12 protein-coding genes are annotated in these 13,373 nt (G+C 57.9%); 3 read left to right on the top strand and 9 right to left on the bottom strand.

Annotated elements, in window-relative coordinates:
* Positions 1-105 precede the first annotated feature (105 nt).
* From holA to leuS, 3 genes are all read right to left on the bottom strand, one after another.
* Positions 106-1,143: a DNA polymerase III subunit delta gene (gene holA, locus RX972_RS23150; RefSeq protein WP_316878829.1), complete on the bottom strand. Its 1,038-nt coding sequence runs from the start codon at positions 1,141-1,143 to the stop codon at positions 106-108.
* Positions 1,144-1,335: 192 nt separating this feature from the next.
* Positions 1,336-1,941, bottom strand: a complete 606-nt coding sequence (gene lptE, locus RX972_RS23145; RefSeq protein ID WP_027902327.1) for an LPS assembly lipoprotein LptE — start codon at positions 1,939-1,941, stop codon at positions 1,336-1,338.
* An 89-nt stretch (positions 1,942-2,030) separates the two neighbouring features.
* Positions 2,031-4,637, bottom strand: a complete 2,607-nt coding sequence (leuS, locus tag RX972_RS23140) for a leucine--tRNA ligase (protein ID WP_316878827.1) — start codon at positions 4,635-4,637, stop codon at positions 2,031-2,033.
* A 314-nt stretch (positions 4,638-4,951) separates the two neighbouring features.
* On the opposite strand from leuS, the gene RX972_RS23135 reads away from it, so the two are divergent.
* Both RX972_RS23135 and RX972_RS23130 read left to right on the top strand, forming a co-directional pair.
* On the top strand, positions 4,952-5,323 hold the full coding sequence (locus tag RX972_RS23135) for a hypothetical protein (protein WP_099268223.1): 372 nt from the start codon (positions 4,952-4,954) through the stop codon (positions 5,321-5,323).
* A gap of 85 nt (positions 5,324-5,408) precedes the next feature.
* A complete protein-coding gene (locus RX972_RS23130) occupies positions 5,409-6,170 on the top strand; it encodes a YdcF family protein (RefSeq protein WP_316878824.1) in 762 nt (253 codons plus the stop codon).
* A 133-nt stretch (positions 6,171-6,303) separates the two neighbouring features.
* Here the strand turns inward: RX972_RS23130 and lnt are convergent, their stop codons facing one another.
* The 5 genes from lnt to miaB form a co-directional block, all read right to left on the bottom strand.
* The gene (gene lnt, locus RX972_RS23125) at positions 6,304-7,824 is read right to left on the bottom strand and encodes an apolipoprotein N-acyltransferase (RefSeq protein ID WP_099268225.1); all 1,521 of its coding nucleotides are present in this window, start codon (positions 7,822-7,824) and stop codon (positions 6,304-6,306) included.
* Between the two features lie 26 nt (positions 7,825-7,850).
* Positions 7,851-8,693 carry an HlyC/CorC family transporter gene (locus tag RX972_RS23120; RefSeq protein WP_027902332.1) on the bottom strand — a complete coding sequence of 281 codons (843 nt, stop codon included), beginning with the start codon at positions 8,691-8,693 and terminating at the stop codon, positions 7,851-7,853.
* Positions 8,694-8,698: 5 nt separating this feature from the next.
* Positions 8,699-9,199 (bottom strand): rRNA maturation RNase YbeY, encoded by a 501-nt coding sequence (ybeY, locus tag RX972_RS23115; protein WP_095100423.1) that lies wholly within the window; start codon positions 9,197-9,199, stop codon positions 8,699-8,701.
* On the bottom strand, positions 9,192-10,214 hold the full coding sequence (locus RX972_RS23110) for a PhoH family protein (protein ID WP_099268227.1): 1,023 nt from the start codon (positions 10,212-10,214) through the stop codon (positions 9,192-9,194). Before RX972_RS23110 ends, ybeY begins: the two co-directional genes overlap by 8 nt.
* A 231-nt stretch (positions 10,215-10,445) precedes the next feature.
* Positions 10,446-11,774 (bottom strand): tRNA (N6-isopentenyl adenosine(37)-C2)-methylthiotransferase MiaB, encoded by a 1,329-nt coding sequence (gene miaB / locus RX972_RS23105; RefSeq protein ID WP_099268228.1) that lies wholly within the window; start codon positions 11,772-11,774, stop codon positions 10,446-10,448.
* A gap of 133 nt (positions 11,775-11,907) precedes the next feature.
* Between miaB and RX972_RS23100 the strand changes: the two genes are divergently transcribed.
* Positions 11,908-12,234 carry a DUF1820 family protein gene (locus RX972_RS23100; protein WP_027902336.1) on the top strand — a complete coding sequence of 109 codons (327 nt, stop codon included), beginning with the start codon at positions 11,908-11,910 and terminating at the stop codon, positions 12,232-12,234.
* Positions 12,235-12,247: 13 nt separating this feature from the next.
* Here the strand turns inward: RX972_RS23100 and RX972_RS23095 are convergent, their stop codons facing one another.
* Positions 12,248-13,372, bottom strand: coding sequence for a hypothetical protein (locus RX972_RS23095; RefSeq protein WP_316878817.1), 1,125 nt, complete (start codon positions 13,370-13,372; stop codon positions 12,248-12,250).
* Position 13,373: the final 1 nt, after the last annotated feature.

Raw genomic sequence — 13,373 nt, 5'->3', positions numbered from 1 at the left:
ACAAGTTGGCTCCTACAGGGTCATCCGTTTGCTTAGCGACAGCGAGGTGTCAGGGATACCGGGACCACTCCCACAGGAAACTCGTTTCACCTGTGCAGACCGTGTTTACTCCGCTGGCAACGCCAGACGCTGACCTGCCATCAGCAGTGACAACCGGCTCAAACTACTCCAAGGCGAGCCAACTGCCTGGCCTTTGATCTGCGCATCAATGCGTTGCGCATCCATCAGCAGTTCGGCCCAGCGTTTGGCGGAATAGCGTTGCAGTGCTTTGCTCATGAGCGGCTTGCGCTTGTCCCAGATGGGCGGACGGGCGGAACTGAACGCTTTTTCCAATGGCATGCCCTGACTGAATTGCAGTGCAAGGTTCGCCAGTACTCGCAGCTCTCGAGAGAGAGCCCAGAGAATCACTGGCGGCTCGACACCTTCGCCTCGCAGGCCCTCAAGCATGCGCAAGGCGTGAGAAGCCTCGCCATTGAGGATGGCATCGGTGAGCCCGAAAACGTCGAAACGCGCGCTGTCAGCTACGGCTGCCTGTACGGTCTCGACAGTAATCTGGCCTTCTTCGGCCATCAGTTTGAGCTTTTCGATTTCCTGAGCGGCGGCCAGCAAATTGCCTTCCACTCGCGCCGCGATCAACTCGACGGCATCTTGGGTGGCTGCCAATCCGGATTGAGACAGGCGTTGGCGAATCCATTGGGGTAATTGCCCGGCATCTACCGGCCAGATTTGCACGAACTGGGTCTGCGCCCCTTCGACCAGCGCTTTACCCCATTTGGTTTTCTGCGCGCTGCCATCAAGCTTTGGCAAGCTGATCAACAGCAGCGTGTCTTCGGCGGGGCGGGCGCAGTACTCCATCAAGGCAGCAGCCCCTTTGTCTCCAGGTTTTCCGGAGGGAAGGCGCAACTCAAGCAGTCGGCGCTCGGCGAACAGCGACATGCTTGCGCCGGCCTGCAGCAGCGTGCCCCAGTCGAAACTGGAGTCGGCGCTGAAGACCTGGCGTTCGTCAAAACCTTGCTGTCGTGCGGCAGCTCGAATCGCGTCGGCGGCTTCCTGGCACAGCAGTGGATCGTCGCCGCTGACTATGTAAACGGGCGAGAGAGCACCTTGCAGGTGTTTGCCAAGTTGGGCGGGGGCGAGTTTCATCTGAAATTCCTCGGTTTCCCTGACAAAGCGCCATCAAGCAGCAAACACGGTCCCTGTAGGAGCCAACTTGTTGGCGAGGCGGTAGTTCTGATTACGCAGGCCCGGCGTCTCGCCAACAAGTTGGCTCCTACAGGGGAATGCATTTCAAACAGGTAGGTATCGAGGGCCAGCAAGACGCTGGCCCTCGAAATCTTAACGAGACGGGATTTCGATCGGCGACTGTTGCGGCGTTTCGTCGCGAATGCGTTGAGCGGCTTCCAGTGCATCGGCTTCTGCTTTGGCAACGGCGTCAGCCTTGGCCTGCAGCTCATCCAGTTGCGCTGGCGTCAGTTGTTGCAACTGGGCCATCAGATTCTGGATAACGTCACTGCGCATCTCATTGCGAACTTGTGCGGACTGCATGTCAGAACCGATCAGGTTGTTGCCGTCATGCACATAGACCTTTTCGATCTGAACTTTGCGTTGCAGCAACTCCCGGTCCTGAGTGCCGTTTATCTGGTAGTTGAGTGTAGTGGTCAGCGTGTATTCAGCTGAACGACCCGAGCCCGAGGAACTCGCCGAACGTTGGGTTTCCTGTTCGTTGAGAATCACCAGCTTGTAGGGCGCGCCGGTGTAGATTTTTACACCGCTGCCTTCCAGAACCTGACGCAGTTGCACGACTGTTTTGCCGTAGGCGTCACGTGCGCTGACGTCCAGTTCCTTGATGGACAGCTGGTTTGCGCCAGTGCCACGCAGCTGGAAACCGCAGGCGCTCAATAGTACGGCGAGGCCCATAACCAGCAGATTGCGTTTGATCATCTTGATGCTCCCCTTGAATCCGTTTGGGCCGACTGTGCGAACCCAGGAAATATGTTCAGCGCCCGATCATTGTCGGGCGCTCGATCCCATCAGCTTGCGACGATATTGACCAGTTTGCCGGGCACTACGATGACTTTGCGGATGGTCAGGCCATCGACGAAACGCAGTACGTTCTCGTTGGCACGGGCAGCCGCTTCGACTTCTTCGCGGGTAGCACTGGCTGGCATTTCGATCTGGCCGCGCAACTTGCCGTTAACCTGGATGACCAGTTGCAGGCTGTCTTGAACCAATGCTGTTTGATCCAGAACCGGCCAGCCAGCGTCGATGACAGGCGTGCTATGGCCCAACTTGTTCCATAGCTCGTGGCTGATGTGCGGTGTGATCGGTGCCAACAGCAGGGCAACTGTTTCCAGACCTTCCTGAATCAGGGCGCGATCCTGAGCTGAGGCCTGCGGGGCCTTTTCCAGCACGTTCATCAACGTCATCACCTGGGCAATGGCAGTGTTGAATTTTTGGTGCTGACCAATATCCTGGCTAGCCTGCTTGATCGCTTGGTGGATCGCACGGCGAATGACTTTCTGGCCGTCATCAAGAGAGGCGATGTCCAGCGCTGCTGGCAGACCCTGAGTAACGTGGCTCTGCGCCAGGCGCCAGACGCGACGCAGGAAGCGATGCGAGCCTTCAACGCCGGAGTCGGACCATTCCAGGCTAATGTCAGGTGGCGAGGCGAACATCATGAACAGGCGGCAGGTATCGGCGCCGTACTGATCGATCATCGACTGAGGGTCGACGCCATTGTTTTTCGACTTGGCCATTTTCTCGGTGCCACCGATCTCGACGGGCAGGCCGTCGCTGATCAGTTTGGCGCCGACGATCTTGGCTTTACTGTCGCGCTCAAGCTCTACATCTGCCGGATTGAACCAGGTCTTGCTGCCGTTGGCTTCAAGGCGATAGTAGGTTTCGGCGATGACCATGCCCTGAGTCAGCAGGTTCTTGAACGGTTCGTTCGAGGTCACCAGGCCTTCGTCGCGCATCAGCTTGTGGAAAAAGCGCGCATACAGAAGGTGAAGGATGGCGTGCTCGATACCGCCAATGTACTGGTCAACCGGCAGCCAGTGGTTAGCCGCAGCAGGATCGACCAGACCGCCTTCGTAGTGAGGCGAGGCGTAACGAGCGTAATACCACGAGGACTCCACGAAGGTGTCCATGGTGTCGGTTTCACGCTTGGCCGGTGCGCCGCATTTCGGGCAACTGCACTCGTAGAACTCAGGCATGCGCGCCAATGGCGAACCAGCGCCATCGGGTACGACGTTTTCAGGCAATACAACGGGCAGTTGATCTTCTGGAACAGGCACGTCGCCGCAGGTGTCGCAATGCACGATCGGGATCGGGCAGCCCCAGTAGCGCTGGCGGCTGATGCCCCAGTCGCGCAGACGGAATTGGGTGCGGGACTGACCGAGACTCTTCTTGGTCAGTGCTGCTTCCATCGCGTCGAATGCGCCAGCGAAATCCAGGCCATCGAACTCGCCGGAGTTGATCAGCGTGCCGTGCTCGCCGTAAGCCGCCTGCCACGGAGCAGGTGTTTCATCGCCTGCGCTGGTGCGGACTACGGCCTTGATTGGCAGGTCGTATTTCGAAGCGAACTCGAAGTCGCGCTCGTCGTGTGCAGGGACTGCCATTACAGCGCCGTCGCCGTAATGCATCAGTACGTAGTTAGCGACCCAGACGGGCAGCTTTTCGCCGGTCAGTGGGTGCTCGACGAACAACGAGGTCGGCAGGCCTTTCTTTTCCTGGGTGGCAACGTCGGCTTCGGCGACGCTGCCGCTTTTGCATTCGTTGATGAATGCTTGCAGCTGCGGATCGTTCTGCGCGGCCAGGGTAGCCAGCGGATGTTCGGCGGCAACGGCGACATAAGTCGCGCCCATCAGGGTGTCCGGACGGGTGGTGAAAACTTTCAGCGCGCCGGCTTCACCAATGGAAGCCTGGTCGTACGGGAACTGAACTTCCATGCCACGGGATTTGCCAATCCAGTTACGTTGCATGGTTTTGACCTGCTCGGGCCAGCCCGGCAGCTCGTCGAGACTCTCCAGCAGTTCATCCGCATAAGCGGTGATCTTGAAGTAGTACATCGGAATTTCGCGCTTCTCGATGATTGCGCCCGAACGCCAGCCGCGGCCATCGATGACTTGTTCGTTGGCCAGAACGGTCTGGTCAACCGGGTCCCAGTTCACGGTGCCGTTCTTGCGGTAGATCACGCCTTTTTCGAACAGGCGCGTGAACAGCCACTGTTCCCAACGGTAGTAGTCTGGTTTGCAGGTGGTGACTTCGCGGGACCAGTCGATCGCCAGACCGAGGCTTTTCAGCTGGGTCTTCATGTAGGCGATGTTTTCGTAGGTCCACTTGGCTGGCGCGACGTTGTTTTTCATCGCGGCGTTTTCTGCCGGCATGCCGAATGCGTCCCAGCCCATTGGCTGCAGGACATTCTTGCCTTGCATACGCTGGTAGCGAGCGATCACGTCACCAATGGTGTAGTTGCGCACGTGCCCCATGTGTAGCTTGCCGCTAGGGTAAGGAAACATCGATAGGCAATAGAAGGTTTCCTTGCCTGGCTGTTCACTGACTTCAAAAGACTTTTGCTCGTCCCAGAAGGTTTGGGCGGCGGCTTCGATTTCACGGGGCTGATAGAGTTCGTGCATGGCTACTTTTTACTAAAGATTGGTGACCCTTGACCTCTTCGTTGCATCGCCGATTCAGGTCGGCACCGCTGCCGGACAATGGAAACTGCCTGTGCGGTGCTTTCGGGCTCGAGCGAGCGGAAGTGGAATTACAGGAAGCGCCGTAGCATACATGAGCGCCGACTATCGAGGGAAACCCTGATTTACATGGCCGTTTGCTTGAGAGGGCCAGTTCAGCGGCAGTCAGCCGCCGTTTGTCGCAGCAATGCACCGGTTTTGACAGCGGCGCTAAGCTCAATGTCGAGGGTATGTTTTATCTTCGATGAGGTGAGCGGATGACAGAGCTGCAGCACACAGATACAACTCATGATCTGTACGAACGTTTGATTAATCGGCTGGGCCTTGCTCTGGAAACGGCAGATATTGCAGTGCGACTTCGTGACGAGTGGCCTGAGGAGCTTGAACTCCGTGGCCTGAGTCGTGCCGAGTTCGATTTGATTGAAGCCTATTTGAATAACGCTGGCGTTGCGGCAGGTGGTGACGTAAGCCCTGATGTGCCAGGGAGTTTCATCGTTTCACGGGAGCCCGCTGAGACGGTATCGGTGCCGTCATCTTCAGCCAAGGTAATCTGGCTGAAGGACAAGAAGCGAGCCATGTCATTGGCCAGGTTGAACCGTCACAATTCAAGCAATCTCTTCAGGCGTTAACCTTCGCGGGCTACTAGTCTGCATCACAAGCATTGTTGCTTGGCGTCAATCCTTCTAGGCTTCGGGCATCTTCTGGAGATGCCTGATGCCTGTCCGCTATTTGATCAAAGCAATTGTCCTGCCGCCCGGTATTTTCTTCCTGCTGTTGCTGGTGGCGTTTTATCTGCGCCGGGCCCGGCCGCGTCTGGCTGCGAGCTGTTTTGCGGTAGGGCTGGGCGGACTGTGGCTGATGAGTTTGCCGGTGGTTGTGGAGACTGCGGCCCGTGGGATCGAGACGGTTCCGCCTCTGCCACTTGGCGAATGGGCGACCCTGGCGCAACGAGCTGACGCGATTGTAATTCTCGGGTCTGGCCGCGAGCGTAATGATCCGAGCTGGGGAGCTGATATCCCCACAGGTGTGGCCCTTGAACGTATGCGCTATGCAGCCAGGCTGGCCAAGGCATCCGGCCTGCCGATCCTGACCACGGGTGGCCTGCATTACGGCGAACCGCCGAGTGAGGCGGCCATCATGGCTGAGTCTTTGGAGAGCGACTTCGGCGTGCAGGTTCGCTGGCAGGAAGGCTTGAGTCGTACGACTTGGGAAAACGCGACGATGACCGCAGCGATTTTGCAGCCTTTGGGTATCAAACGGGTGGTGATCGTGACTCAGGCCTGGCACATGCCGCGCTCAGTGTGGAGCTTTGAAAAAGCCGGGTTTACCGTCGTTGGCGCACCCGTTGGGTTTTTAAGTGCCGACAACGCACGCGTCTTTGGCGGGTGGCTGCCGGAAAGCCGGGCGATCTGGCAGAGCGGACAATTGCTTAATGAAGCGGCGGGGTTGCTGGTTTATCCGTGGGTTTATCCCTGAATTCCATTTGGAATGCATTCCTTGTGGGAGCGGTGCTTGCCCGCGATAAACGATAACGCGGTATGTCTTCAAGCTGCGTCTCATGCATCGCGGGCAAGCACCGCTCCCACAGAAATCTCATCCACAGGTGTAATCAGACCGTCTTGGAAATCCGGCTCGCCACCAGCGCCCAGCCAATCAACAGCGCACAGACAATCGCCAGTGGCCATGAGCGCCAGCGCAGGTAAGGCGTCAATTCCTGCATGGGCACGACTTCGCCATACATCACGCCGCGTTCAAATTGCGGGATCTGCGTGGTGATCTTGCCGAACGGGTCGATCAATGCCGTCACGCCGTTGTTGGTAGCGCGGATCATCCAGCGACCGGCTTCCAGTGCTCGCATCTGCGCCATTTGCAGGTGTTGAAGTGGCCCAATGGAGGTGCCGAACCACGTGTCGTTACTCACCGTCAGCAGCAATTGGCTTTGCGCGGAAAGCCCGGCCGCGAACTCCGGATACACCACTTCATAGCAAATGAAGGGCGCGATCTGGTAGCCCTTGGCTTGCAGCATCGCCTGATCACTTGGGCCGCGCGCAAAGTCGGACATCGGCAGGTCAAAGAAGGCGATGAGGCCACGCAACAGGTCCTGCAAAGGAACGTATTCACCAAAGGGCACCAGCTTCTGCTTCATGTAGGTGCCTTGGCCCTCACCGACTACGGTGATTGCGTTGTAATAGCTGTAGCTGCCGCGGTCATTGGTTTCACGCAGCGGGACGCCGGTAATCAGCGCCGAACCGCGTTCTGTCGCGAACTGCCCGATCATCTTCAAGTAGCCCTCGGCAGAGCTTTTGAGCACCGGCACTGCCGTTTCCGGCCAGATGATCAGATCCGCCTGCTGCGAGCGGAAGGTCATGTCGCGATAGAGCGCCAATTGCGCATTAAGCTGCTCGGGGTCCCACTTCATGTGTTGTTCGATGTTGCCTTGAATAGCGGCAACTTTCAGTGGTGCACCAGCGGGCGAAGTCCAGGCATGGTTTTTCAAGGCCAAGGCGGTAATCCAGGGCGCGACCAGCAACACCACGCCAACCGCGAGAAAGGATTTACGTGCCCGCAACCGTGAAAGATTGCACAGCAGCGCCGCGGTCAGTGCCAGCGCAAAGGACACCAGCCACATCCCGCCAAGCGGCGCGAGGCCTGCCAATGGGCCGTCAAGCTGGCTGTAACCGGAATAAAGCCAAGGGAAACCAGTGAGGAACCAGCCGCGAAATGCCTCCTGGACCAGCCACAAGGCAGCGAAAGCCAGTGCGTCGGCCAGCGGTGCTTCGTTGCGGCGAATCCAGCGGGCCCACAGCCAGGCGGGCAGGGCAAAGAACCAGGCGATGCAGGCGATGAACAGCAGCATCAGGAACCCGGCGAGCAGCACCGAAGCACCGCCGAAGTTATGGATACTGACGTAGATCCAGCTGGTGCCAGCGCCGAACAGGCCAAAACCGAAGCACCAGCCCCGACCTAGCGCCTGACGCGGGCTCAGATTGCGCAGGCCGAGATAAAACAGGGCGAGCGCAACCAGCGCCAGCGGCCAGATATCGTAGGGTGCAAGGGCGAGGGTGGTCAGCGCGCCAGCCACCACGGCCAGCAGGTTACCGGGCCAGCCGGGGTGGGTGATCCAGCGCATTTACATTCCTTAAAGCGGAGAGAGCGTTACGAGCGTGTGACAGGGCTCAGGCGCAGCAAGTGGATACGACGGCTGTCAGCGTTGAGAATCCGGAAGCGGTACGCGCCGATAACGGTGATTTCATTACGCTTGGGGAGATGCCCGAAAGCACTCATCACCAGGCCACCGACCGTGTCGAATTCATCATCTGAGAACTCGCTGTCGAAAAACTCGTTGAAGCTTTCGATGGGCGTGAGCGCCTTGACCAGGAAGTCGCCGCTGGGCAGCGGTTTGATGTAGCTGTCTTCCTCGACATCGTGCTCGTCTTCGATATCGCCAACGATCTGTTCCAGCACGTCTTCAATGGTCACCAGTCCTGCCACACCGCCGTATTCGTCGATAACGATGGCCATGTGATTGTGGTTGGCACGGAATTCACGCAGCAGCACGTTCAGGCGCTTGGATTCCGGGACGAAGGTAGCAGGGCGCAGCAAATTCTTGATATCGCCTTCGCCGCCGTCTTCCTTGAGGATCAACGGAAGCAGGTCTTTGGCGAGCAGCACGCCGAGTACATCATCGTGACTTTCGCCGATGACTGGATAGCGGGAGTGGGCGGCATCGATGACGGCTGGGAGGAACTCCCGCGGCGTCTGGCTGGCCTTGATGCTGATCATCTGCGAGCGCGGGACCATGATGTCCCGGACTTGCAGGTCTGCGACCTGAATGGCGCCTTCGACGATGGCCAGCGCTTCGCTGTCCAACAGTTTGTTCTGATGGGCTTCGCGCAGCAGCTCAAGCAGCTCCTGGCGGTTTTTCGGCTCATGGGCAAAAGCCTGGGTGAGCTTACCCAGCCATGACTTTTGCCCGTTGCTCGATCGATCTTCGCTCATAGCCCTTACTCGTTGTCCTTGCTTGGTATTGCTGAATGTGGAGGTTCGTCGTGTTCGTCATCGGCATAAGGATCGGGATAGCCCAACTCCTCAAGCAACGTTCGTTCCAGTGCTTCCATTTCTTCGGCTTCTTCATCATCGATGTGGTCGTAACCCAACAGATGCAGACAGCCGTGAATCACCATGTGCGCCCAGTGCGCATCTGACGCTTTGCCTTGTTCCGTTGCTTCGCGGGCAATAACCGGGGCACAGATGACCAGATCGCCGAGCAGCGGAATATCCAGCATGTCGTCGGGCACGTCAGCGGGGAACGACAAGACGTTAGTCGCGTAATCTTTGTGTCGCCACGTGTGATTAAGCTCACGGCCTTCGGTTTCATCCACGAGCCGGATGGTCAGCTCGGAATCGGCGCTGCGTTGGCGCAAGCCCATTTCGCACCAAAGGCGGAACTGGGCTTCGCTGGGGACGCTTGCTTCACTTGCCACTTGCAGGTCCAGCTCAAGCATCGCGGCGGTATTCCCGAGAGGAATTGTTCGTAGCTGGGGGCGCATCGCTGTTGCGGTCTTCGAAGCGCTCATAGGCCTCGACGATGCGCTGCACCAGCGGGTGACGCACCACATCCTTGGGCTTGAAGTGCGTGAAACTGATTCCCTGCACGTCCTTGAGCACCTCGATGACATGGGTCAGCCCGGACTTGGTGCCTTTTGGCAGGTCGACCTGAGTAATGTCACCCGTGATCACTGCGGTGGAGCCGAAACCGATACGGGTCAGGAACATCTTCATCTGCTCGACCGTGGTGTTCTGGCTTTCGTCGAGAATAATGAAGCTGTTATTGAGCGTACGACCGCGCATGTATGCCAGCGGTGCGACTTCGATAACCTGCTTTTCGATCAGTTTGGCGACGTATTCGAAGCCCAGCATCTCGTACAGCGCGTCATACAACGGGCGCAGGTAGGGGTCGATTTTCTGTGCCAGATCACCGGGCAGGAAACCGAGCTTTTCACCCGCCTCAACGGCCGGTCGCACCAACAGAATGCGTCGGATCTGTTCACGTTCAAGCGCGTCAACGGCACAGGCCACGGCAAGGTATGTCTTGCCGGTACCGGCCGGGCCGATGCCGAAGTTGATGTCGTTGCCAAGAATTTCTTTAACGTAGCGTTGCTGATTCAGGCCACGCGGGCGAATCATGCCTTTTTTGGTGCGCAGGGCGACGCCTGGGTCGGCCGCCGGGTGGTTGTCCAGCTCCTCTACGCCGGATTCCTGCAGGAACAGGTGGACCATGTCGGGCGACAGTTCAGAGCTTTTGGCTTCCCGATAAAGGCGGCGCAACAGGTTTTCGGCTGAGGTGGTTTGCTTGGGCTCGCCAATCAACTCGAACTGATTTCCGCGGTTACGGATCTCAACGTTCAGGCGCTGTTCGATGAGACGCAGATTCTCGTCGAGTTGCCCGCAGAGATTTGCGAAGCGATGAGCCTCGAAAGGTTCGAGGATGAAACGATGTGGTTCGACTTGTACGTTCAAGGTCGTTTTTAGCCGCCCTGGGGCAATTAAGGTGAAACGAAGGATAAACCCTGTGACCTGTGTGCGAAAGCTCTGACTTGATAAAGGTTGCGCAACGTCATGAGGAGCGCAAAACCCGTGGGAGCGGATTCATCCGCGAAGGGGCGGTACGTCCGACAAATCATTGCCGGACAGAACGCCTTCGCGAATGAATTCGCTCCCACAGAATTCATTCCAGCAATACGCTCACACTCAATTCAGCAACGACCCGCGCAGCGAGTGCGGCTGGGCGTCGTCGATGTGTACGTCAGCAAACTGGCCGATCAGCTTGGGGTTGTCGCAACGGAAATTCACGATCCGGTTGTTCTCGGTACGGCCCTGCAGTTCGCCTGGGTCTTTTTTCGAGTAGTCGGTCACGAGGATGCGCTGGGTGCTACCGACCATTTGTCGGCTGATCTCGAAACCCTGCTGGTTCAGTCGGTGCTGAAGGGCGGCCAGGCGTTCTTTTTTCAGCGCTTCGGGAGTCTCATCTGCCAGATCTGCTGCCGGAGTGCCGGGGCGCGGGCTGTAGATGAAGGAAAACGAGAAGTCGAAGCCGACATCAGCGATGAGCTTCATGGTGTTCTCATGGTCTTTATCAGTTTCGCCCGGGAAGCCGACGATGAAGTCCGAACTGATGCTGATCCCTGGTACGGCAGCCTTGAGCTTGCGGATTCTGGATTTGTATTCAAGCGTGGTGTGGTTGCGCTTCATCGCTGCCAGAATACGGTCCGAGCCCGACTGAACCGGCAAATGCAGGTGTTTGACCAGCTCCGGCACTTCGGCATGAGCCAGGATCAGGCTGTCGGAGAATTCCAGCGGGTGCGAGGTGGTGTAACGAATACGGTCGATGCCATCGACGGCAGCGACAACCCGGATCAGATCGGCCAGGTCGGCGGCGCGGCCGTCATGGGTCGTACCGCGATAACCGTTGACGTTCTGACCCAGTAGCGTCACTTCCCGCACGCCGTTTTCAGCCAGATGAATCACCTCGGCCACGACGTCATCGAATGGACGGCTGACCTCTTCACCACGGGTGTAAGGCACCACGCAGAAAGTGCAGTACTTGCTGCAGCCTTCCATGACCGACACGTACGCGCTCGGGCCATCTACACGGGGCTCGGGCAAGTGATCAAACTTTTCGATTTCCGGGAACGAGACATCAACCTGCGGCAACCGCGTGAAGCGTGCCGCATCAATCATTTCCGGCAGGCGGTGCAGGGTTTGCGGGCCAAAAACCACGTCCACGTAGGGCGCGCGATCACGGATGGCCGCGCCTTCCTGGCTGGCAACGCAACCGCCGACAGCGATCACCATCTCCGGGTTGGCCAGTTTCAGCTCGCGCCAGCGGCCCAGTTGGGAATAAACCCGGTCCTGTGCGCGTTCGCGGATGGAACAGGTGTTGAGCAGGATGACGTCGGCATCTTCCGCGCGAGCGGTGACTTCCAGGGCCTGATGCTCGCCCAGCAGATCGACCATGCGCGAGCTGTCGTACTCGTTCATCTGGCAACCGTGGGTTTCGATATAAAGCTTCTTGGCCATGCGTCCGTCATCAGGTGGTTCAAAGAACCGCGCATTATAGTGGCGTCGGTCTCCGCTTCCTAGCGTCCTCTACCGAACGGGCATGCTATAGTTCGCGCCCTCTTTTTATGTCCCCGATTCTTACCCGCCCTTTATGACCAAACGCGAAGCTCCAATCTACAAAGTGATTTTCCTCAACCAGGGCCAGGTGTTCGAGATGTACGCCAAGCAGATCTATCAGAGCGATCTGTGGGGTTTCCTTGAAGTAGAGGAATTCGTCTTTGGCGAGCGCACGACCGTTGTGGTAGACCCAAGCGAAGAAAAGCTCAAGGCACAGTTCGAAGGCGTAGTGCGCAGCTTTGTGCCCATGCATTCAATTGTGCGCATCGACGAAGTCGAGCGAATCGGCACACCAAAGATCAGCGAAGCCCGCGGCACCAGCAATGTGATGCCATTTCCTGTACCGATGCCGGATAAGTAAGCCTTCGTCCCTTTTATCCTCGCTTTCCGGCGTTGGACTGCGCCTCGGTAAATCGTGCCGTAAGGTTCTGATTGGGCTTTTGCTCTCGAAGATCCTTTACCGCCTGGCTCAGACGCTGCAGTTCTTCACTGGGCTTGGCCCATTGCGCCTCTGGCAGCGGTTCAGACCAGCTTTGCATCGCCTCCGGAATGACTGCGCGACCGATGCTTTTGATCCTGCGGATTTCCCATTCGGTGAGGTGGTTGGGCAAGGTCCACAGGGTCAGCACGTGGTACGTGTACCACCAAAACGGATAGAAGAACCCAACCTCGCGATTCTTGCGCCGACGCCGCATCCGCTCCCGTGCGTTGTAAAACGTATGCAGCCCTTCATGGGGCGGATCGCCGGGGTTTTGCAGTTCCAGCGGGTCCTGGATTTCCTTGAGGGTGTGAACCTCGTATTCCATGTACGCCCGAATCGCTTCCCAGTTGCACACCGCCAGATCAAACCCGGCGCAGAAAAACTCCAGGCTGTAATGCTCATCGTGGGGCGGATGATAGAACCCCACACCCATGGCGTAGCGGATGTCCATGCCGTACTGCGTCACGCTCCGGGCCTGCACGACCCAGGCGGATAGCGATTCCCACGGGACGAAGATAGGCTCGGTATGGCCACGGGGGACGAAGCAGACTTCGCGGCGTTGACGGTTGAAGCGGGTGGGGACGACTTCTTTGTATTTGAGGAGGTGGTGGAAGGTAACACTGAGGAAAATAGTAAGGGCAAAGGCGGCACCCCAGCCACCTACTTTAAGGCCCTCAGGCATCACTTGGAGCCCAAACTCTAAGGCCTCCGCCATTGAGCCACCGAACATAATTCCGAAAAACCAAGCGAGAGCAGGCGCAAAAAGCCCAAAAAACCAAAGAACCCAGAAAGGTCCTCCTAGCGTCATTTGCCATCCAAACACGGCGGGTAATCCTACACCGAAGTCCAGATGAACGTCGTTTACTTGGCCTACAGCGCCGCCGTAGTCCTGCGCAGGCAGATCGGTGGGTAATGGTAATGGTGCCAGATAGGTCACCTGACCGGTTGGGAACACCTCCAGCATGCCAGCGCGGGGAGCGTGATTGCTGGGCGGCGGGCCAGTCATGTCTTTTGCCATC

It is taken from the genome of Pseudomonas syringae group sp. J309-1, from assembly GCF_032582135.1.
Lineage (GTDB): Bacteria > Pseudomonadota > Gammaproteobacteria > Pseudomonadales > Pseudomonadaceae > Aquipseudomonas > Aquipseudomonas quasicaspiana.
This window is presented reverse-complemented; position numbering and strand designations above follow the sequence as displayed.